Origin of the sequence: Streptococcus agalactiae ATCC 13813, from assembly GCF_000186445.1 — a bacterium.
GTDB lineage: Bacteria > Bacillota > Bacilli > Lactobacillales > Streptococcaceae > Streptococcus > Streptococcus agalactiae.
This window is the reverse complement of sequence record NZ_GL636070.1, coordinates 190,380-212,129: the sequence shown is the minus strand read 5'-3', so window position 1 is coordinate 212,129 and position 21,750 is coordinate 190,380. Positions and strand designations below refer to the sequence as shown.

Genomic DNA, 21,750 nt, shown 5'->3' with positions numbered 1-21,750 from the left:
TAAAAAAATCTCTGATTTCCTCATCTTTTATAAAATAATATATAATTTTCCCCTCTCTTCTAGTGTCCAAGATGTTTTGATTGGCTAGTTTACGAAGATGGTGGGAGGCAGATGCCATACTGAGATTTAGTAAACAGGCTATATCGCAGACACAGAGTTCTTCAACAGCAAGGAGATAAAAGATGATATTTATCTGTTTATTATCGGTAAACTTTGATAAAATGCGAAGTGATTTTTGGACTTTTTCCTTTTCAAGGTAGTTCGTTGCGGTTGTAACATTTTGTTGATTTATAACATTCACTTGGCAGATACTATCTTTTTTCAAAATATTTTCTCCTAGCCTAACACAGTCCATAGCATGTCAAAACTGTTGTTTTCAATCAGGATATATATCCCCAATCCTAAATAAACAACGGCAATAAACCATCTGCTATATTTTTCCAAAGTTTCTCCAACAGAAGGGACTTGTGCCAATTTTTGGGCAGAAAAAACCAAGAGATAAATCATGACTAGAAAGGTCAGTAAAGTCACTATCAAATTCGCTAAATTTAAGGTAGTAAAATATGGGACAAAGACACCAATATTGTCAGCACCACAACTTGCAAAAGTAATCATAGCGACTAGAAAAATCAGGTTTTTATTATCTTTGCTCAAACCTTCTTTGGCAATAGCTTCTCCATCAGAATCTCCTAAAAGCAAAACTTTGAGGCCTAGGAAAATTGGAATCAAACCGAGCAAACCTAAAATCTCTTTACTAGGAATATAATCTAAGACAAATGCAAAAAGCAAACTTAGCAATATTAGACTAACAGAACCTAGAAATTGTCCTAAATAGATGTTAATGATGTCTTTTCTGCTTTTTCTTTTGGCAAAAAATAACATTAGGATAATAAGTAAGTCTACGGCTGTCCCAGAATACAGGATTATTGAAGTAACAACATTTTGAATCATAAAACCCCTCATTCAAATATATTTTTGAATGAATTTTAACATTAAACTTTGTAGATGTCAATTTCAGCTCCACCAAAATATAGATAAGAAGTTAGTGTACCAAATATAAAAAAGCCCTGCCATCCAAATGATGACAGGGCTTAACTTCAATATCCAAATGATATATTCATCTAAAAAAGGTAGAGTAAAAGGTAGAGTTCTTATTGATTTATATTGTAATGTAATGAATTTCAAAAATTCAAAAATCGCTTAAAATCAACGTTTTGACGTCTAATGACGTGTAGTGAACCCCTTACTTAACCTCAGTGAAAACAACGTGTTTACGAAGTTTTGGTGAGTATTTTTTCAATTGAAGACGGTCTGGAGTGTTACGTTTGTTTTTTGAAGTAAGGTACAAGCGTTCACCAGATTCTTTATGTTCAAGTGTAATATTTACGCGCATAGTATCTCCCTTCTATTATTTAGCTTCGTTAGCTTTAGCGATTTTACGTCCTTTGTAGTATCCTTTGAGTGATACACGGTGTGAACGTGAGTAATCTCCAGTAGTTTCGTCGAATTGTACAGATGGAGCTGTCAATTTGTAGTGTGTACGACGTTTGTTTTTCTTCGCTTTTGAAGTGTGACGTGCAGGTACTGCCATTTTCTTATTCTTCCTTTCGATGTGTAAGTTTTGATTTTCATCAACTTCACTATGATAACATATCTTTTTTGTAAAGTAAAGTTACTTGACAAAACTTTTTATTTTTACAATTTCATGGTGAAAATACTATCAAACTAAAGTAAATGATATATGCTTGTTTAAAATATAAGAAAAAATGGTAGAATGTTTAAAGAGAAAACTAATCGAAGAGGTAAACTTATGAAACTTCAAAAACCAAAAGGGACTCAGGATATCTTACCTGGAGAATCAGCAAAGTGGCAATACGTTGAAAATGTTATACGCAATCTCTTTAAACAATATCATTATGATGAAATTCGTACACCAATGTTTGAACATTACGAGGTTATTAGTCGCTCAGTTGGGGATACAACGGATATCGTTACAAAAGAGATGTATGATTTTCATGATAAAGGAGATCGTCACATTACGCTTCGTCCAGAAGGAACAGCACCTGTTGTACGTTCTTATGTTGAAAATAAACTATTTGCACCAGAAGTTCAAAAACCAACCAAAATGTATTATATTGGATCAATGTTCCGATATGAGCGCCCACAGGCTGGTCGTTTACGAGAATTTCATCAAGTAGGCGTTGAGTGCTTTGGATCAAATAATCCAGCAACTGATGTTGAAACAATCGCAATGGGACATCATCTATTTGAAGATTTAGGTATCAAAAACGTTAAACTTCATCTTAATAGTTTAGGGAGTCCAGAAAGTCGTCAAGCCTATCGCCAAGCTCTTATTGATTACTTAACACCCATACGTGAACAATTGTCTAAGGATAGTCAACGTCGTTTGAATGAAAATCCATTGCGCGTACTAGACTCTAAGGAGCCAGAAGACAAACTAGCAGTTGAAAATGCTCCTTCTATTTTAGATTATTTAGATGAGTCAAGCCAAGCCCACTTTGATGCCGTGTGTCATATGCTTGATGCTCTAAATATTCCATACATCATTGATACTAATATGGTTCGTGGTCTTGATTATTATAACCATACTATTTTTGAGTTTATCACTGAGATTGAAGATAATGAATTAACGATCTGTGCCGGAGGCCGTTATGACGGCCTAGTATCCTACTTTGGTGGACCAGAAACACCAGCATTTGGTTTTGGATTAGGATTAGAACGCTTGCTCTTAATATTAGATAAGCAAGGGATTTCTTTACCAATAGAAAATACTATAGATCTGTATATAGCTGTATTAGGAACAGAGGCTAATCTAGCTGCCTTAGATTTGGCACAATCAATACGTCATCAAGGTTTTAAAGTAGAGCGTGATTATTTGGGTCGTAAAATCAAAGCACAATTTAAGTCTGCAGATACTTTTAATGCTAAAGTGATTATGACATTAGGTAGCAGTGAAGTAGATTCGAAAGAGGTCAGTTTAAAAAATAATCAAACACGTCAAGAAGTTAAAGTTAGTTTTGAAAACATTAAAACAGATTTTTCATCTGTGCTTAAACAATTAGGATTGTAAAACAGTTCCTAAAAACTCTCCTTAATGGGTGGGGTTTTTAGGTGCTTTTTGTTATAATAGGTTGGAATGAATATTTTAAATGGAGAAAATAGATGAAACGTAGTATGTATGCTGGGCGTGTTCGTAGTGAGCACATAGGAACATCGATTACTTTAAAAGGATGGGTTGGTCGTCGTCGTGACCTTGGAGGTCTTATTTTTATTGATCTTCGCGATCGCGAGGGAATCATGCAATTAGTTATTAATCCTGAAGAAGTATCAGCCTCAGTTATGGCAACCGCAGAAAGTCTCCGTAGTGAATTTGTTATAGAGGTTAGCGGTGTAGTGACAGCACGAGAACAAGCTAATGATAATTTACCAACAGGAGAAGTTGAATTAAAAGTGCAAGAATTATCGGTTCTTAATACCTCGAAAACAACACCATTTGAAATTAAAGATGGTATTGAGGCAAATGATGATACACGCATGCGTTACCGTTACTTGGATCTTCGTCGTCCGGAAATGCTTGAAAATTTCAAATTACGTGCGAAAGTAACACACTCAATCCGTAATTACCTTGACAACTTAGAGTTTATTGATGTCGAAACTCCGATGCTAACAAAATCAACTCCAGAGGGGGCACGAGACTATTTGGTTCCATCACGTGTCAACCAAGGACATTTTTATGCCCTTCCACAAAGCCCTCAAATTACAAAACAGCTATTGATGAATGCAGGATTTGATCGTTATTATCAAATTGTCAAATGTTTCCGTGATGAGGATTTACGTGGAGATCGTCAACCTGAGTTTACACAAGTTGACTTAGAGACATCATTCCTTAGTGATCAAGAAATTCAAGACATTGTTGAGGGTATGATTGCTAAAGTAATGAAAGACACTAAAGGTTTAGAGGTTTCTTTACCATTCCCAAGGATGGCATATGATGATGCAATGAATAACTACGGGTCTGATAAGCCTGATACAAGGTTTGATATGCTTTTACAAGACTTGACAGAAATTGTAAAAGAAGTTGACTTCAAGGTGTTCTCAGAAGCTTCAGTAGTTAAAGCGATTGTTGTCAAAGATAAGGCGGACAAGTACTCTCGAAAAAATATTGATAAATTAACAGAAATTGCAAAACAATACGGTGCCAAAGGTTTAGCATGGCTAAAATATGTAGATAATACTATTTCAGGTCCGGTTGCTAAGTTCTTGACAGCTATTGAAGGTAGGTTGACAGAAGCTTTGCAGCTAGAGAATAATGACTTAATTCTATTTGTAGCAGATAGTCTTGAAGTAGCTAACGAGACTTTAGGAGCGCTTCGTACACGCATTGCAAAAGAACTTGAACTCATTGATTATTCTAAATTTAATTTCCTATGGGTTGTTGATTGGCCAATGTTTGAGTGGTCAGAAGAAGAGGGACGATATATGTCGGCTCATCATCCATTCACCTTGCCAACAGCGGAGACAGTGCATGAGTTGGAAGGGGATTTGGCTAAAGTACGTGCAGTTGCCTATGATATTGTTTTGAATGGATATGAGTTAGGCGGTGGTAGCCTACGTATCAACCAAAAAGATACACAAGAGCGTATGTTCAAGGCTTTAGGATTTAGCGCTGAATCAGCTCAGGAACAGTTTGGTTTCTTACTTGAAGCTATGGATTACGGCTTCCCACCACATGGTGGATTGGCAATAGGCCTTGACCGCTTTGTTATGTTGTTAGCAGGCAAGGACAATATTCGAGAAGTTATTGCATTCCCTAAAAACAATAAGGCTAGTGATCCAATGACTCAAGCTCCTAGTCTCGTTTCAGAACAACAATTAGAAGAATTATCACTTACTGTAGAAAGTTATGAAAACTAGACGAACCCCTTTAGAAAAAAAGGTAAAATATATTATCAGTGTATGGGCTAAAAAATTTGGTCTCTTACACACTTTAAAAAGTATCTCACGAGAAAAATATGCAGAGAAAATTTCGGCTTCATTACTGTATGGTATTCTATCCAGTGTTGCTGTCAATTTCTTTTTTCAACCTGGACATGTTTATTCAAGTGGAGCAACTGGTTTAGCTCAGGTTATTTCAGCTGTCAGTAAACACTGGTTTTCTTTTGAAATACCAGTTGCTTTAGCTTTTTATGCCATTAATATCCCTTTGCTGATATTATCTTGGCGTAAGATTGGACATAAATTTACTATTTTTACGTTTATCACAGTAACTGTAAGCTCTATCTTCATTCAACTAATGCCTCAAATCACCCTTACAACTGATCCCTTAATCAATGCTATCTTTGGTGGTTTAATTATGGGAGCTGGTGTTGGTTTTAGCTTTAAGTCTAGAATTTCTAGTGGGGGAACAGATATTATCAGTTTGACAATTAGAAAGAAAACAGGCAGAGATGTAGGTAGTATTTCTTTTATTATTAATGGTATTATTTTATTATTTGCAGGTCTTTTATTTGGTTGGAAGTACGCTTTGTACTCGATGGTGACCATTTTTGTATCAAGTAGAGTTACAGATGCCATTTTTACAAAGCAAAAAAAGATGCAAGCGATGATTGTTACCAGTAAGCCTGATTGCGTCATTAAACGTATCCATCGTGATTTACATCGTGGTGTAACCTGTATCAATGATGCTGAAGGTACTTATAATCATGAGAAAAAAGCAGTTTTAATAACTATATTAACACGTGAAGAATTTAGTGATTTTAAATATTTAATGCTAAAAGCAGATCCAAAAGCCTTTGTTTCCGTTGCAGAAAATGTTCATATTATTGGACGATTCGTTGATGATGATTAACTGTATATATGACTTTTGGTCAACCGCCACTAAGGAAACATTATGATGTTATTAAGCTAAGTTGTTTAAACAATTTTAGCTTTTTTGAATAAGGAAGGATTAAGCCTATGTTGAAACTGGATTTAAAAACAAAGATAAAAGAAGCTATTTTAATTGCCTTTGGTGTGGCTCTCTATACTTTCGGCTTTGTCAAATTTAATATGGCTAATCATTTGGCTGAAGGAGGTATTTCCGGTGTCACTTTGATTATCCATGCACTTTTCGGAGTTAATCCAGCACTTTCATCACTTCTCCTTAATATCCCGTTATTTATATTAGGGGCTAGGATTTTAGGGAAAAAATCCTTATTGTTAACTATATATGGTACAGTGTTAATGTCTTTTTTCATGTGGTTTTGGCAACAAATCCCTGTAACAGTCCCTTTGAAAAACGATATGATGTTAGTTGCAGTAGCTGCTGGAATTTTAGCAGGAACTGGTAGTGGTTTAGTATTTAGATATGGTGCAACTACAGGTGGTGCAGATATTATTGGTCGTATTGTAGAGGAAAAATCTGGAATAAAATTAGGGCAAACCTTATTGTTTATTGATGCTATAGTTCTAACGTCTTCACTTGTTTATATTAATTTACAACAGATGCTATATACGTTAGTAGCTAGCTTTGTATTTAGTCAAGTGTTAACAAATGTCGAAAACGGAGGCTACACTGTTCGTGGAATGATCATTATTACCAAAGAATCAGAATCTGCAGCAGCAACCATTTTGCATGAAATTAATAGGGGTGTAACTTTTTTACGGGGCCAAGGTGCCTACTCAGGTAGAGAGCATGATGTCTTGTACGTAGCTCTTAACCCAAGTGAAGTGCGTGATGTGAAAGAAATCATGGCTGATTTAGACCCAGATGCTTTTATTTCTGTTATAAATGTAGATGAAGTTATTAGCTCAGATTTTAAAATTCGACGAAGAAATTACGATAAATAAAAATACAGGCTGTCTGGCCTGTATTTTTATTTTGGTCCTCCACTTAAGAAACTACCAAGCATAATAGCTGAGATAGCAGTTCCCTTGTAATGGCTAGCTTTTGTTTTTACCAAGCGACTAAGATCAAATATGCTTTTAGGAGCATCAAATTGATGTGTTAAGACGTATTGATTGATAAGTGAGTCAATTTTTGTAGCTAGGAGTGAGTTCATCCCCTCTTTTTCAAGTTGACTAGCAAGCTCGAAAATAGCTTGACGAAAATAATCATCTGCTTGTATTACTTCTTCGCTATAAACTTTACTAAGAGCATCTAATATTTCTTTTTCTGATGGCATGGCATTCTCCTGTAACTTATTGTGCTATTATTATAATATAAAAAATTAAGACTGTCATAAATTTGACAGTCTTAGTAGTGTCATTTCTTACATTTCATTCGGAGCATCAACTCCTAGGAGGCGAAGAGATTCTTTTAATACTGTAGCAGTTGCATAGCAAAGTGCTAGACGACTACTGATTTCAGCGTCTTCATCTAAAATACGTGTGTGGGCGTAATATTTATTGAAGCACTGAGCTAAATTGATAGCGAATTTTGCAATAATAGAGGGCTCAAAATTATCTGCCGCACGTACAATAATACGAGGAAAATCTTGGATGAGTTTGATGATTTCCCAGCTTTCAACATCGTTGAGACTGTAATTATCGCTATTAGATGGGTTAAAGTTAGCTTTACGTAAGATTGATTGAATACGAGCATGTGCATATTGTACATATGGACCAGTTTCACCTTCAAATGATACCATTGCTTCTAAGTCAAAGTCATAACCATTTGTACGATCAGTTTTCAAATCGTAAAATTTAATAGCACCTACACCAACTGCTTGAGCAACTTTATCTTTATCTGCTAGGTTAGGGTTTTTAGCTTCAATCTGAGATGCCGCACGATTAATAGCTTCTGCAACAGTAGGTTCAAGTAGAATTACATTTCCTTTACGAGTTGATAATTTTGCTCCTCCTTTTGTTACAAGGCCAAAAGGAACATGAGTCATATCATCGGACCAATCGTAGTCCATTTCTTTAAGAACAGCTTTTAGTTGTTTAAAGTGTGCAGACTGTTCGTTTCCTACAACGTAGATTGATTTTGCAAAATCGTAGGTACGTTTACGGTAAAGTGCAGCAGCTAAGTCGCGTGTAATGTAGAGAGTTGCTCCATCGGATTTCTTAATGAGAGCAGGATGTTCAATACCGTATTTTTCTAGGTTAACAACTTGTGCACCTTTAGATTCGACCAGGAGGTTTTTAGATTCTAGCAGTTCAAGCACTTCATCCATTTTGTCGTTGTAGAATGCCTCGCCGTTATAGCTATCAAATGTAACATTCATTTTATCGTAAAGACGGTTGAATTCTAATAATGACTCGTCACGGAACCATTGCCATAATTCAGTTGCTTCAGGATCGTTAGCTTCAAGTTTACGAAACCACTCACGTGCCTCTTCGTCAACGCTAGGGTCTGTCTCGGCTTCAGCATTAATACGGACATAAAGTTTTAAAAGTTCATCAATGGGATGAGCACGGACAGCCTCTTCATTGCCCCATTTTTTATAGGCAACGATTAACATTCCAAATTGTTTACCCCAGTCGCCAAGGTGATTAATTTTAACAGGATGATAGCCAATTTTATCAAAAATATTAGCTAAACTATCACCAATAACTGTTGAACGAAGGTGTCCAATTGAGAATGGCTTAGCAATGTTTGGACTAGACATGTCAATGGCAACATTTCGTCCTTCACCAATATTTTGAGTAGCATAGGCAGAACCATCAGATAAGACTTGTTTTAAAACTTGACTTGAGATTGCGGCTTTATCAAGGAAAAAGTTAACGTAAGGTCCAACAGCTTCCACCTTTTCAAATTGGTCGCTTTTAATTTGTTCAGCAATGTCACTAGCAATTATTTGAGGTGCTTTGCGTAGAATTTTAGCCAAAGAGAATGCTGGGAAAGCTAAATCTCCCATGCTCGAATTTTTTGGGGTTTCTAATAAAGAAAGAATGGCCGATTGTTCCATATCTGGAACAACTTTTTGAATTTCACTCGCAATTAGATGTTTTGTATCCATGGTATCTCCTATTTTAATTAGTAATATAGTCACCCTATTTTAACATAATTATGAAAAATAGACGAGAACTTGTTGATTAAATTCATAATGCATTCTGTAAAGAACTAGCCTACTTTATAGCTTTTTTACAGAATGATTACGATATCACTACTAAGTGAAAAAGACAATTTTTTTTGATATAATTTGGTAAGCATAATTCTAACTAAAAAGGATTGAATAACATGAATAAAATAGAACGCCAAAAACGTATTAAACGTTTAATCCAATCAGGGCAGATTGGCACACAAGAAGAAATTAAATTACATTTAAAAAATGAAGGAATCGATGTCACACAAGCGACTCTGTCAAGAGACTTGCGTGAGATTGGTCTTTTAAAATTACGTAGCCCAGAAGGTAAGCTATATTATAGTTTATCAACAGCTACTTCAAATCGATTTAGCCCAGCCTTACGCTCATATATTTTGAAAGTATCGCGAGCAAGTTTTATGTTAGTTTTAAATACTAATTTAGGGGAGGCTAGCGTTTTAGCAAACTTTATTGATGAGAAAGGGCTGCCAGAGATTTTAGGAACAATGGCAGGAGCAGACACCTTGTTGGTGATTTGTCAAAATGAAGATATTGCCAAAGTTTTTGAAAAAGAACTATCAGTAGGTTTATAAATATAATGATTGAGGAGCTGAGCATGGCAGCCAGCCCCGTTAGTTAGGAGTGAGAAATGGCCAAGCCAACGATATCACCGGGAATGCAACAGTATCTGGATATAAAAGAGAATTATCCAGATGCTTTTTTGCTTTTTAGAATGGGTGATTTTTATGAATTATTTTATGATGATGCGGTAAAAGCAGCACAAATCCTGGAAATTAGCTTGACTAGTCGAAATAAGAACGCAGAAAAGCCAATCCCAATGGCAGGAGTTCCCTATCACTCAGCTCAACAGTATATTGACGTTTTAGTTGAATTAGGTTACAAAGTAGCCATTGCTGAGCAGATGGAAGATCCTAAAAAAGCTGTGGGAGTGGTCAAGCGTGAGGTAGTGCAAGTTGTTACCCCAGGAACGGTTGTGGAGTCAACGAAGCCGGATAGTGCTAATAATTTCTTAGTAGCGATTGATTCGCAAGATCAACAAACATTTGGTCTAGCATATATGGATGTCTCAACTGGAGAGTTTCAGGCAACCCTTTTAACAGATTTTGAGTCCGTCCGTAGTGAAATACTAAATTTAAAAGCTCGTGAGATTGTAGTAGGATATCAATTGACGGACGAAAAAAATCACCTACTGACGAAGCAGATGAACTTGCTTTTATCATACGAAGACGAACGACTTAATGATATTCATTTGATTGATGAGCAGTTAACTGATTTGGAAATATCTGCTGCGGAAAAACTTTTACAATATGTGCATAGAACACAAAAGCGTGAACTTAGTCATTTACAGAAAGTCGTTCATTATGAAATAAAGGACTATTTACAAATGTCATATGCAACGAAAAATAGTCTAGATTTACTGGAGAATGCTAGAACAAGCAAGAAGCATGGAAGTCTTTACTGGTTGTTAGATGAGACTAAAACAGCGATGGGAACTCGAATGCTGAGAACTTGGATTGACAGGCCTTTGGTAAGTATGAATCGAATCAAGGAACGTCAAGATATTATTCAAGTGTTTCTTGATTATTTTTTTGAGAGAAACGATCTCACAGAAAGTTTAAAGGGTGTATATGATATTGAACGCCTAGCAAGTCGAGTATCTTTCGGAAAAGCCAACCCTAAAGATCTATTGCAACTCGGACAGACCTTATCACAAATTCCTCGAATTAAAATGATTTTACAGTCCTTCAATCAACCTGAGCTTGACATCATTGTCAACAAAATTGACACTATGCCTGAATTAGAAAGTTTAATTAATACGGCGATAGCCCCAGAAGCACAGGCTACTATCACTGAGGGAAACATTATCAAGTCTGGATTTGATAAGCAATTGGATAATTATCGAACAGTGATGCGTGAAGGTACAGGTTGGATTGCTGATATTGAAGCTAAGGAAAGAGCAGCAAGTGGTATCGGTACCCTTAAAATTGATTATAATAAAAAAGACGGCTATTACTTCCATGTGACCAGTTCCAATTTATCACTAGTACCGGAGCATTTTTTCCGTAAAGCGACATTAAAAAATTCTGAACGCTATGGAACAGCAGAACTAGCCAAAATTGAAGGTGAAATGCTCGAAGCTCGCGAGCAATCTTCAAATTTAGAATATGATATTTTTATGCGTGTTCGTGCTCAAGTAGAATCTTATATTAAACGTCTTCAAGAGTTAGCAAAGACTATTGCAACCGTTGATGTTCTACAGAGTTTGGCAGTAGTTGCAGAAAATCATCACTATGTTCGTCCCAAATTTAATGATGAACATCAGATTAAGATTAAGAATGGGCGTCATGCAACCGTTGAAAAAGTGATGGGAGTGCAAGAATATATTCCCAATAGTATCTATTTTGATAGTCAGACAGATATCCAGTTGATTACAGGACCAAATATGAGTGGTAAGTCGACCTATATGCGCCAGTTAGCTTTGACAGTTATTATGGCACAAATGGGAGGTTTTGTATCGGCAGACGAAGTTGATTTGCCTGTATTTGATGCAATATTTACTAGGATTGGTGCTGCTGATGACTTAATTTCTGGGCAATCAACCTTTATGGTAGAAATGATGGAAGCGAATCAAGCTGTAAAACGAGCCAGTGATAAATCTTTGATTCTTTTTGATGAATTAGGTCGAGGGACAGCCACTTATGATGGTATGGCATTAGCTCAATCGATTATAGAATATATTCATGACCGTGTTAGGGCAAAAACAATGTTTGCAACTCATTACCATGAGTTGACAGATTTATCTGAACAATTGACAAGGCTTGTCAATGTACACGTGGCTACTTTAGAGAGAGATGGAGAAGTTACCTTCTTACATAAAATTGAACCTGGACCTGCGGACAAGTCTTATGGGATACACGTCGCAAAAATAGCTGGTTTACCAATTGACTTATTGGATAGGGCAACTGATATTTTATCACAGTTGGAAGCTGATGCAGTACAGTTGATCGTATCAGCCCCCCAAGAAGCTGTTACTGCTGACTTAAATGAGGAACTAGATCCTGGGAAGCAACAAGGACAATTATCGCTTTTTGAAGAACATTCAAATGCAGGTAGGGTTATTGAGGAGTTAGAAGCGATAGATATAATGAATCTAACTCCAATGCAAGCTATGAATGCTATATTTGATTTAAAGAAATTATTATAAAATAGCCTTTAGGCAACAAAAAAGAGACTAAATAATTCATTTAGGCTCTTTTTTAATTATTTAACAAGATTGATATTTGTTGCTTGTGGTCCACGTTGACCATCTTGAATATCAAATGTTACTTTTTGTCCTTCTTCAAGAGTTTTGAAGCCATCAACTTTAATCTCTGAAAAATGAGCGAAGACGTCTGTTCCAGTTTCGCTAGAAATAAAGCCAAAACCTTTTTCTGAGTTAAACCATTTCACTGTACCTTGTGTCATTTGTTTATTACCTTTCTAAAAATGTTACTGTAAAAAATAAAAAAGGTAAAAATGTTAAACAAAAATACAACTTCAAAACTTATTACGCTCCCTAAGTCTAACAGGTAATAGGAGTGATGTCAACTAAAAATTGTGTTATTGTCAAATTAATATTTTGAATATGGTATAATGGCTAAGATATCACAAAAAAAGTTACAAAAAATCATAAAAAAAGGAGGGATGAACTTGTCTAAAATTATTGAATTACCGGATATATTAGCTAACCAGATTGCTGCTGGTGAGGTTGTTGAAAGGCCTAGTAGCGTCGTTAAAGAATTAGTTGAAAATGCCATAGATGCAGGAAGTAGCCAAATTACCATAGAGGTTGAAGAATCTGGTCTTAAAAAGATTCAAATAACGGATAACGGTGAAGGGATGACTAGTGAGGATGCCGTTCTCAGTTTACGACGTCACGCTACATCCAAAATCAAAAGCCAGAGTGACCTTTTTCGTATTCGGACCTTAGGTTTTCGTGGTGAAGCTCTACCATCAATCGCTTCGATTAGTTTAATGACAATAAAAACAGCTACAGAGCAAGGGAAACAAGGGACGTTACTTGTTGCTAAAGGGGGAAACATTGAAAAACAGGAAGTTGTTTCAAGTCCTCGTGGAACAAAAATTTTAGTTGAAAATTTATTCTTTAATACGCCTGCCAGATTGAAATACATGAAGAGTTTACAGTCTGAACTAGCTCATATTATTGATATTGTTAATAGACTCAGTCTAGCGCATCCGGAAGTTGCTTTTACACTGATAAATGATGGTAAAGAAATGACTAAAACTAGTGGGACTGGCGATTTGAGACAGGCGATTGCAGGTATTTATGGTTTAAATACTGCAAAAAAAATGATTGAGATTTCAAATGCAGATTTAGATTTTGAAATTTCGGGTTATGTAAGTTTGCCTGAATTGACACGAGCTAACCGAAACTATATTACCCTATTAATTAACGGTCGTTACATTAAAAATTTTCTTTTAAACCGCTCAATTCTAGATGGTTATGGTTCAAAGTTGATGGTTGGAAGATTTCCAATTGCTGTCATTGATATTCAGATAGATCCTTATCTAGCAGATGTCAACGTTCATCCGACTAAGCAAGAGGTGAGAATTTCTAAGGAACGAGAATTAATGAGTTTAATAAGCTCAGCAATTTCTGAGAGTCTGAAACAATATGATTTGATTCCGGATGCTTTAGAGAATTTAGCGAAAACTAGTACCCGAAGTGTAGATAAGCCTATACAAACAAGCTTCTCACTAAAACAGTCTGGTTTGTATTACGATAGGACTAAAAATGACTTTTTTATAGATGCAGATACTGTATCTGAACCTATTGCTAACTTTACAAACCTTGACAAAAGTGACGGTTCAGTTGACAATGATGTAAAAAACTCTGTTAATCAAGGAGCAACGCAGTCTCCTAATATAAAGTATGCTAGTAGAGATCAAGCTGATAGTGAGAACTTCATTCATTCTCAGGACTACCTTAGTAGTAAACAGTCACTTAACAAACTTGTTGAAAAATTAGATTCGGAAGAAAGTTCGACTTTTCCAGAGCTCGAATTTTTTGGTCAAATGCATGGGACCTACTTATTTGCTCAAGGGAATGGTGGGTTGTATATTATTGATCAACATGCAGCTCAAGAGCGTGTAAAATACGAGTATTACCGTGAAAAGATAGGTGAGGTTGATAATAGTCTTCAACAATTGTTAGTACCATTTCTATTTGAATTTTCAAGTTCAGATTTTCTTCAATTACAAGAAAAAATGTCATTATTACAAGATGTTGGTATTTTCTTGGAACCGTATGGTAATAATACTTTCATTTTAAGGGAACATCCAATTTGGATGAAAGAAGAAGAGGTAGAGTCTGGCGTTTATGAAATGTGTGATATGTTGTTGCTCACTAATGAAGTATCAGTGAAAAAATATCGCGCAGAGTTGGCTATTATGATGTCTTGCAAGCGATCTATTAAAGCAAACCATACGCTAGACGATTACTCAGCACGTCATTTATTAGATCAGTTAGCGCAATGCAAAAATCCTTATAATTGCCCTCATGGAAGACCTGTTTTAGTTAATTTTACAAAAGCTGATATGGAGAAAATGTTTAAACGAATCCAAGAAAATCATACAAGCCTCAGGGATTTAGGAAAATATTGATAATTACTTGTTAGGGAAGAAGGGAGAAAAAGTGAAAGAGTTTTTTGCTTTGCCAAAACAGCTACAGTTAAGAGAATTATTGCGTTTTATTTCCATTACGGTTGGTTCAGCTATTTTTCCTTTTATGGCAATGTATTATGTTCAATATTTTGGAAATCTAGTTACAGGAATTTTGATCATCATAACTCAACTATCAGGGTTTGTAGCGACCTTATATGGAGGCCATTTGTCAGATGCTATGGGGAGGAAAAAAGTTGTGATTATAGGTTCACTGCTGGCAACCATTGGTTGGGCTATAACTATAGCTGCAAATGTTCCAAATCATATTACGCCACACTTGACCTTTGTAGGTATCCTTATCATTGAAATAGCTCACCAATTTTATTTTCCTGCCTATGAAGCTATGACCATTGATTTGACGAACGAACAGAATCGTCGCTTTGTTTACACTATAGGTTATTGGTTGGTTAACATCGCTGTAATGCTAGGTTCTGGGATTGCTGGGATTTTCTATGATCACCATTTTTTTGAATTATTAATAGTTCTTCTTATTATTTCAGCGATTTGTTGTTTCGTGGTTTACTTCAAGTTTGATGAGACAAAACCACAGGAGGGAACCTTCAAGCATGATAAGGGAGTTTTAGGAACTTTTAAAAATTATAGTCAGGTTTTAGTGGATAAAGCGTTTGTTGTTTATACTTTAGGAGCAATTGGTTCAAGTGTTGTCTGGCTCCAGGTTGATAATTATTTCTCGGTCAATCTTAAGCAAAATTTTGAAGTAGTGTCCGTTTTAGGACATACAATCACAGGTGCTAAAATGCTTAGTTTAGCAGTCTTTACAAACACTCTATTAATTGTCTTACTAATGACAACTATAAATAAATTCATAGAGAATTGGCCTTTGAAACGTCAACTAATATTAGGGAGCTTGATTTGTGGTTTTGGAATGCTTTTTAATATTTCTCTAAACACTTTTGGAGCTATTTTGATTGCCATGACGTTTTTCACCTTTGGCGAAATGATTTATGTTCCAGCTAGTCAGGTTCTAAGGGCGGAGATGATGGTGGAGGGAAAAATTGGATTATATTCTGGATTTTTAGCTATCGCACAACCTGTTGCAAGTGTATTAGCAGGTGCCATGGTTTCGCTCAGCTATTTTACAGGAAAAATAGGTGTTCAAATAACATTGACCATTTTTATGTTAGCAGGTCTGGTTTTAATCTTATATGCTACCAAAATGAAAAATATTGAGATAGGAAAATAGAATGTACGATTATATTAAAGGAAAATTGAGTAAAATAACAGCTAAATTTATTGTTGTGGAAACAGCTGGATTGGGATACGTGATATATGTGGCAAATCCCTACTCTTTTTCAGGTTACGTTAATCAAGAAGTTACCATCTACTTACATCAAGTCATTCGCGATGATGCACATCTTTTATTTGGTTTTCATACGGAAAATGAAAAAGAAATTTTTCTTAATTTAATTTCAGTATCAGGAATTGGTCCAACGACCGCTTTAGCAATTATTGCAGTCGATGACAATGAAGGTCTCGTAAGTGCCATTGATAATAGTGATATTAAGTATTTGACTAAATTTCCAAAGATAGGAAAAAAAACAGCACAACAGATGATCCTTGATTTGTCAGGGAAGTTTGTAGAAGCTTCTGGTGAGAGTGCGACTAGTCGTAAGGTTAGCTCTGAGCAGAATAGCAATCTTGAAGAAGCTATGGAAGCTTTGTTAGCGTTGGGGTATAAGGCGACTGAATTGAAAAAAGTAAAAGCCTTTTTTGAAGGTACGAACGAGACTGTGGAGCAATACATCAAATCTAGTTTGAAGATGTTGATGAAATAATTTAGAAGTAATGAGGTTTCACATGAAACGATGTTCTTGGGTGAATTTAGATAATCCATTATATGTAGCTTACCATGATAAAGAGTGGGGGAGAGCTGTTCATGACGATCATGTACTCTTTGAGTTACTATGTTTAGAAACTTATCAATCGGGTTTATCTTGGGAAACAGTATTAAATAAACGCCAGGAGTTCAGACAAGTTTTTCATCACTATAATATTGAAAAGGTAGCTGCAATGTCAGATGCGGATTTAGAGATAATCTTACAAAATCCTAGGGTTATTCGTCATCGTCTAAAACTTTTCTCAACACGACAAAATGCTAGGTCAATTATATTAATTCAGAAAGAATTCGGAAGTTTTGATCGCTACATTTGGTCTTTTGTAGATAATAAAGTACAGGTTAACTCAGTTAACAATTACAACGATGTGCCTGCAAGTACTACCTTATCCGAACGCTTATCTAAGGATTTAAAAAAACGCGGTTTTAAATTTGTTGGTCCAACTTGCCTCTATTCTTTTATTCAGGCCGCAGGTATGGTTAATGACCATGAAAATATATGTGATTTCAAGTAATATCAATGTGATATGTTTTAAGTAGCACTTTTGCTACTTTTTTTGCTAAAATGTAGTCATTATTTCGAATAGATAAGAGGGTGAAGTTGTGAGGGCTGAAATTATCGCTGTAGGAACAGAAATTTTAACAGGACAGATCGTTAATACAAACGCACAATTTTTGTCGGAGAAAATGGCAGAATTGGGAATTGATATTTATTTCCAGACAGCTGTAGGAGATAATGAGGAACGTTTATTATCGCTTTTAGATATAGCTAGTCAGCGCAGTCAAATGGTTATCCTATGTGGTGGACTTGGACCTACAGAGGATGATTTAACGAAACAAACTTTGGCTAAATTTTTAGGTAAATCATTAACAGTGGATTTATTAGCTAGTCAAAAATTGGATCGTTTTTTTGCAAGTCGTCCTCAGTTTGCTAGAACACCAAATAATGAACGACAAGCTCAATTGGTTGAAGGCTCAATACCTCTACAAAACCTTACTGGTCTAGCTGTTGGTGGTATCGTTACATCTAAGGGAGTCCAATATATGGTTTTACCAGGTCCGCCTAGTGAATTAAAGCCAATGGTTATGGAGCAGGCGGTACCTATTTTGTCAAATAATGGCACAAAATTATATTCACGTGTATTGAGATTCTTTGGTATTGGTGAGAGTCAGTTAGTCACAATCTTAGAAGACATAATTAAGAATCAGACAGATCCAACTATAGCACCATATGCAAAGGTTGGTGAGGTAACTTTAAGGTTATCAACGAAAGCTGAAAATCAGGATGAGGCCGACTTTAAATTAGATAGCTTAGAAAAAGAAATACTTGCTCTTAAGACATTAGATAACCGTAAATTAAAAGATTTATTATATGGTTATGGTGATAATAATAGTATGGCACGTACTGTTTTAGAATTATTGAAAGTACAAAATAAAACGATTACTGCCGCAGAGAGCTTAACAGCAGGGTTATTTCAATCTCAGTTAGCAGAATTTTCTGGTGCTTCGCAAGTTTTTAATGGTGGTTTTACGACCTATAGTATGGAAGCAAAATCACAACTTCTCGGCATCCCTAAGAAAAAATTGCAAGAATATGGAGTTGTCAGTCATTTTACAGCTGAGGCAATGGCTCAGCAAGCTCGCCAACTTTTAAAAGCAGATTTTGGTATCGGTTTAACGGGAGTTGCTGGTCCTGATGAGTTGGAAGGATACCCTGCAGGTACAGTTTTTATTGGGATTGCAACCCCTGAAGGCGTTTCTTCTATTAAAGTATCGATTGGAGGAAAGAGCCGCTCAGATGTCCGTCATATCAGTACTTTACATGCTTTTGACTTGGTGCGTAGGGCTTTATTAAAGATATAATATTTGTTATAATTAGTAGAACGATTTCTAAATTTGAATCAACCTAGATTCATAGAAATATAAGGAGAAGACATTGGCTAAAAAAACGAAAAAAGCAGAAGAAATTACTAAGAAATTCGGTGATGAACGTCGAAAAGCCTTAGATGATGCTTTGAAAAATATTGAAAAAGATTTTGGTAAGGGCGCAGTGATGCGCTTAGGTGAGCGAGCTGAACAAAAGGTTCAAGTAATGAGTTCAGGTTCTCTTGCTTTAGATATCGCTTTAGGAGCAGGTGGATATCCTAAAGGACGTATCGTCGAAATTTATGGACCAGAGTCATCTGGTAAAACAACGGTTGCCCTTCATGCCGTAGCTCAAGCCCAAAAGGAAGGTGGGATTGCTGCCTTTATTGATGCTGAGCACGCTCTTGACCCAGCCTATGCTGCGGCTCTTGGAGTTAATATTGATGAGTTACTCTTGTCTCAACCTGACTCAGGTGAGCAAGGTCTTGAAATTGCAGGTAAATTGATTGATTCAGGCGCAGTTGATTTAGTTGTTGTCGATTCAGTTGCAGCCCTTGTTCCTCGTGCTGAGATTGATGGTGATATTGGTGACAGCCACGTTGGTTTGCAAGCTCGTATGATGAGTCAAGCAATGCGTAAATTGTCAGCATCCATTAACAAGACAAAGACAATCGCAATTTTTATCAACCAGCTAAGGGAAAAAGTAGGCGTTATGTTTGGTAACCCTGAAACAACACCTGGTGGTCGTGCTTTGAAATTTTATTCATCGGTTCGTCTAGATGTTCGTGGTAATACTCAAATCAAGGGAACTGGTGAGCATAAAGATCATAATGTTGGTAAAGAGACAAAAATCAAAGTTGTTAAAAATAAAGTTGCTCCACCATTCCGTGAAGCTTTTGTCGAAATTATGTATGGTGAAGGTATTTCTCGCACGGGTGAGTTAATTAAAATTGCTAGTGATTTGGATATTATCCAAAAAGCAGGTGCATGGTACTCATATAATGGTGAGAAAATTGGACAAGGTTCTGAAAATGCCAAAAAATATTTAGCAGATAATCCAGCAATTTTTGATGAAATTGACCATAAAGTGCGCGTGCACTTTGGAATGACTGAAGATGATTCGCCAGTTCAGTCTGAGCTCGTTGAAGAAAAAAATGAAGCTGATGATCTTGTTTTAGATTTGGACAATGCTATTGAAATTGAGGAATAAAATAGCAACTATACATCTTGAACTTGAATAAATGTAACTAAAATAAGTTCTGACAGTGGTTGGAACTTATTTTTATACTAAAAATAAGCTTAAAAATCCCTAAAATATATTTATTTTTATTAGTAAATTGATAAAAAATAGGTCTTAAGTCCCATGTTTGATTTTTGTGACTATGTTAAACTATAACTATCATGGGATAGAAAGTGAGAAGGCACATGATTAAGATTTATACTATTTCAAGTTGCACAAGTTGTAAAAAAGCAAAAACTTGGCTAAATGCTCATCAACTTCCATATAAAGAACAAAACCTAGGTAAAGAATCACTAACACGTGATGAAATTTTAGAAATATTAACAAAAACTGAAAGTGGTATTGAAAGTATCGTTTCTTCTAAAAATCGTTATGCTAAGGCGCTCAATTGTAATATTGAGGAGTTGAGTGTAAATGAAGTTATTGATCTTATTCAAGAAAATCCACGTATTTTAAAGAGTCCAATTCTAATTGATGACAAACGTCTTCAAGTAGGTTATAAGGAAGATGATATTCGTGCTTTTCTACCTCGCTCTATTCGTAACGTTGAAAATGCAGAAGCTCGTCTTCGTGCAGCACTTTGAGCTTTAGATAAGCATAAGTGAGAGTCACACGATAACCTGTAAAAATCACCTATAAGGTAGGGAGTAAAGAAATCAAAGAATCACTTCTTGGTTTCTTGTGCTCCCTTTTTGATTTTCTAATATAGTGTTTATCAATTTCTTGTACAAATACTTTATTTAAGTTATAATAAGTGAAAGAATTAAAGGAAAGAAGGTGTAGGTATGGGATTTACAGATGAAACTGTTCGTTTTAGATTAGATGATAGTAACAAAGTAGAAATTAGTGAAACATTAACAGCTGTTTATCGTTCATTAGAAGAAAAAGGTTACAATCCCATCAATCAAATTGTTGGTTACGTATTGAGTGGGGACCCTGCTTATGTACCTCGTTACAATGATGCTCGCAATCAAATTCGTAAATATGAACGTGATGAGATTGTAGAAGAGCTCGTTCGTTATTATTTACAAGGAAATGGAATAGATTTGTAATGAGAATAATGGGACTTGACGTCGGCTCGAAAACTGTCGGCGTTGCAATTAGTGATCCACTCGGTTTCACTGCACAAGGTCTTGAAATCATTAAGATCGATGAAGAATCTGGAAATTTTGGTTTTGACCGCTTAGCAGAGTTAGTAAAAGAGTACAAAGTTGATAAATTTGTAGTTGGTCTACCCAAAAATATGAATAATACAAGTGGTCCTCGTGTAGAGGCTAGTCAGGCATATGGAGATAAAATCACTGAATTATTCAATCTTCCAGTTGAATATCAAGATGAACGTCTAACGACTGTTCAAGCAGAGCGTATGCTAGTTGAGCAAGCTGATATTAGTCGTGGTAAGCGTAAGAAAGTTATCGATAAATTAGCAGCTCAACTAATCTTACAAAATTATTTAGACCGCATGTTTTAAGCATTCGGCATAAAAAGGAGAAACAATGGCACATAATCATAACCACGATCATAACCATGAACATCAACATGAAGTAATCACTCTTGTAGATGAGAATGGGAACGAAACACTTTTTGAAATCCTACTAACTATTGATGGACGTGAAGAGTTTGGCAAAAACTATGTTCTCCTCGTTCCTGCAGGTGCAGAAGAAGACGAACAAGGTGAAATTGAGATTCAAGCTTACTCATTTACAGAAAATGCCGATGGAACTGAAGGAGACCTTCAGCCTATACCAGAAGATTCAGATGCAGAATGGGACATGATTGAGGAAGTTTTCAACAGCTTTCTAGATGAAGAATAATATTGAAGCGATTGAGCAATTGTTCAGTCGTTTTTTTTTTTTTCGAATAATAATAGTGATGATGTAGTAAAAGGAGGTGATGTTAATGTCAGATACTCAGCTAACATTAGAAGAACAAGAATTTCTCAAACAATATATGTCTAGAAAATACCACTACTTTAGGGATATTATTCGTTACGGTCAAGTGTTGGCTAAATTGAG

At 35.8% G+C, this 21,750-nt stretch carries 23 protein-coding genes and 1 pseudogene; 17 read left to right on the top strand and 7 right to left on the bottom strand.

All coding sequences use genetic code 11. The annotated features are described in order from the left end of the window. Together cadX and HMPREF9171_RS111900 are read right to left on the bottom strand one after the other, a co-directional pair. Positions 1-325, bottom strand: a 325-nt coding sequence (gene cadX / locus HMPREF9171_RS111895) for a Cd(II)/Zn(II)-sensing metalloregulatory transcriptional regulator CadX (RefSeq protein ID WP_000711090.1), incomplete at its 3' end; no start/stop codon positions are given. Positions 326-336: 11 nt separating this feature from the next. Then, a complete protein-coding gene (locus HMPREF9171_RS111900; protein WP_000615741.1) occupies positions 337-951 on the bottom strand; it encodes a CadD family cadmium resistance transporter in 615 nt (204 codons plus the stop codon). A 28-nt stretch (positions 952-979) separates the two neighbouring features. On the opposite strand from HMPREF9171_RS111900, the pseudogene HMPREF9171_RS1000000114040 reads away from it, so the two are divergent. Further along, positions 980-1,204, top strand: a pseudogene (locus HMPREF9171_RS1000000114040) (FanG protein). A gap of 39 nt (positions 1,205-1,243) precedes the next feature. On the opposite strand, the gene rpmG reads toward HMPREF9171_RS1000000114040, so the two are convergent. Both rpmG and rpmF read right to left on the bottom strand, forming a co-directional pair. Continuing rightward, positions 1,244-1,393 carry a 50S ribosomal protein L33 gene (gene rpmG / locus HMPREF9171_RS111905; protein ID WP_001265622.1) on the bottom strand — a complete coding sequence of 50 codons (150 nt, stop codon included), beginning with the start codon at positions 1,391-1,393 and terminating at the stop codon, positions 1,244-1,246. 15 nt (positions 1,394-1,408) lie between these two features. Further along, entirely contained in the window at positions 1,409-1,591 is a 183-nt protein-coding gene (gene rpmF / locus HMPREF9171_RS111910; protein ID WP_000290414.1) for a 50S ribosomal protein L32, read from the bottom strand. 219 nt (positions 1,592-1,810) lie between these two features. Between rpmF and hisS the strand changes: the two genes are divergently transcribed. The 4 genes from hisS (at position 1,811) to HMPREF9171_RS111930 (ending at position 6,849) form a co-directional block, all read left to right on the top strand. Continuing rightward, the gene (gene hisS / locus HMPREF9171_RS111915; RefSeq protein ID WP_000775905.1) at positions 1,811-3,091 is read left to right on the top strand and encodes a histidine--tRNA ligase; all 1,281 of its coding nucleotides are present in this window, start codon (positions 1,811-1,813) and stop codon (positions 3,089-3,091) included. A 92-nt stretch (positions 3,092-3,183) separates the two neighbouring features. After that, positions 3,184-4,935 carry an aspartate--tRNA ligase gene (gene aspS, locus HMPREF9171_RS111920; RefSeq protein WP_000830934.1) on the top strand — a complete coding sequence of 584 codons (1,752 nt, stop codon included), beginning with the start codon at positions 3,184-3,186 and terminating at the stop codon, positions 4,933-4,935. Further along, complete coding sequence (locus HMPREF9171_RS111925; RefSeq protein WP_000857770.1) at positions 4,925-5,869, top strand: YitT family protein; 945 nt, start codon at positions 4,925-4,927, stop codon at positions 5,867-5,869. The genes aspS and HMPREF9171_RS111925 overlap by 11 nt, the downstream gene beginning before the upstream one ends. Before the next feature lie 107 nt (positions 5,870-5,976). Further along, positions 5,977-6,849, top strand: coding sequence for a YitT family protein (locus HMPREF9171_RS111930; RefSeq protein WP_000915474.1), 873 nt, complete (start codon positions 5,977-5,979; stop codon positions 6,847-6,849). A gap of 26 nt (positions 6,850-6,875) precedes the next feature. On the opposite strand, the gene HMPREF9171_RS111935 is transcribed toward HMPREF9171_RS111930, so the two are convergent. Further along, complete coding sequence (locus HMPREF9171_RS111935; RefSeq protein ID WP_001138859.1) at positions 6,876-7,184, bottom strand: bacteriocin immunity family protein; 309 nt, start codon at positions 7,182-7,184, stop codon at positions 6,876-6,878. A gap of 87 nt (positions 7,185-7,271) precedes the next feature. Further along, positions 7,272-8,963: an arginine--tRNA ligase gene (argS, locus tag HMPREF9171_RS111940; protein WP_000379859.1), complete on the bottom strand. Its 1,692-nt coding sequence runs from the start codon at positions 8,961-8,963 to the stop codon at positions 7,272-7,274. Between the two features lie 221 nt (positions 8,964-9,184). Between argS and argR the strand changes: the two genes are divergently transcribed. Both argR and mutS read left to right on the top strand, forming a co-directional pair. Further along, the gene (argR, locus tag HMPREF9171_RS111945; protein ID WP_001033152.1) at positions 9,185-9,622 is read left to right on the top strand and encodes an arginine repressor; all 438 of its coding nucleotides are present in this window, start codon (positions 9,185-9,187) and stop codon (positions 9,620-9,622) included. Positions 9,623-9,678: 56 nt separating this feature from the next. Beyond that, positions 9,679-12,255 (top strand): DNA mismatch repair protein MutS, encoded by a 2,577-nt coding sequence (mutS, locus tag HMPREF9171_RS111950; RefSeq protein WP_001118378.1) that lies wholly within the window; start codon positions 9,679-9,681, stop codon positions 12,253-12,255. 56 nt (positions 12,256-12,311) lie between these two features. On the opposite strand, the gene HMPREF9171_RS111955 is transcribed toward mutS, so the two are convergent. Then, positions 12,312-12,515, bottom strand: coding sequence for a cold-shock protein (locus tag HMPREF9171_RS111955; RefSeq protein ID WP_000191849.1), 204 nt, complete (start codon positions 12,513-12,515; stop codon positions 12,312-12,314). 225 nt (positions 12,516-12,740) lie between these two features. Here HMPREF9171_RS111955 and mutL point away from each other — a divergent pair, with 225 nt between their 5' ends. The 10 genes from mutL to HMPREF9171_RS112005 all read left to right on the top strand — a co-directional run bounded on the left by mutL (position 12,741) and on the right by HMPREF9171_RS112005 (position 21,549). Next, positions 12,741-14,714 carry a DNA mismatch repair endonuclease MutL gene (gene mutL / locus HMPREF9171_RS111960; RefSeq protein ID WP_000034615.1) on the top strand — a complete coding sequence of 658 codons (1,974 nt, stop codon included), beginning with the start codon at positions 12,741-12,743 and terminating at the stop codon, positions 14,712-14,714. Positions 14,715-14,745: 31 nt separating this feature from the next. After that, positions 14,746-15,978, top strand: a complete 1,233-nt coding sequence (locus tag HMPREF9171_RS111965) for an MFS transporter (RefSeq protein WP_000657477.1) — start codon at positions 14,746-14,748, stop codon at positions 15,976-15,978. A 1-nt stretch (position 15,979) separates the two neighbouring features. Beyond that, positions 15,980-16,570: a Holliday junction branch migration protein RuvA gene (gene ruvA / locus HMPREF9171_RS111970; RefSeq protein ID WP_000272490.1), complete on the top strand. Its 591-nt coding sequence runs from the start codon at positions 15,980-15,982 to the stop codon at positions 16,568-16,570. Between the two features lie 22 nt (positions 16,571-16,592). Then, positions 16,593-17,144 carry a DNA-3-methyladenine glycosylase I gene (locus HMPREF9171_RS111975; RefSeq protein WP_000817341.1) on the top strand — a complete coding sequence of 184 codons (552 nt, stop codon included), beginning with the start codon at positions 16,593-16,595 and terminating at the stop codon, positions 17,142-17,144. An 88-nt stretch (positions 17,145-17,232) separates the two neighbouring features. Next, a complete protein-coding gene (locus HMPREF9171_RS111980) occupies positions 17,233-18,492 on the top strand; it encodes a competence/damage-inducible protein A (protein ID WP_001200981.1) in 1,260 nt (419 codons plus the stop codon). 73 nt (positions 18,493-18,565) lie between these two features. Beyond that, positions 18,566-19,705, top strand: a complete 1,140-nt coding sequence (recA, locus tag HMPREF9171_RS111985; RefSeq protein ID WP_001085741.1) for a recombinase RecA — start codon at positions 18,566-18,568, stop codon at positions 19,703-19,705. Positions 19,706-19,920: 215 nt separating this feature from the next. Continuing rightward, a complete protein-coding gene (gene spx / locus HMPREF9171_RS111990) occupies positions 19,921-20,319 on the top strand; it encodes a transcriptional regulator Spx (RefSeq protein WP_000591161.1) in 399 nt (132 codons plus the stop codon). Between the two features lie 201 nt (positions 20,320-20,520). Next, entirely contained in the window at positions 20,521-20,787 is a 267-nt protein-coding gene (locus HMPREF9171_RS111995) for an IreB family regulatory phosphoprotein (RefSeq protein WP_000507056.1), read from the top strand. Then, positions 20,787-21,206: a Holliday junction resolvase RuvX gene (gene ruvX, locus HMPREF9171_RS112000; protein ID WP_001222109.1), complete on the top strand. Its 420-nt coding sequence runs from the start codon at positions 20,787-20,789 to the stop codon at positions 21,204-21,206. Before HMPREF9171_RS111995 ends, ruvX begins: the two co-directional genes overlap by 1 nt. 25 nt (positions 21,207-21,231) lie before the next feature. After that, positions 21,232-21,549: a DUF1292 domain-containing protein gene (locus HMPREF9171_RS112005; RefSeq protein WP_000940932.1), complete on the top strand. Its 318-nt coding sequence runs from the start codon at positions 21,232-21,234 to the stop codon at positions 21,547-21,549. Positions 21,550-21,750: the final 201 nt, after the last annotated feature.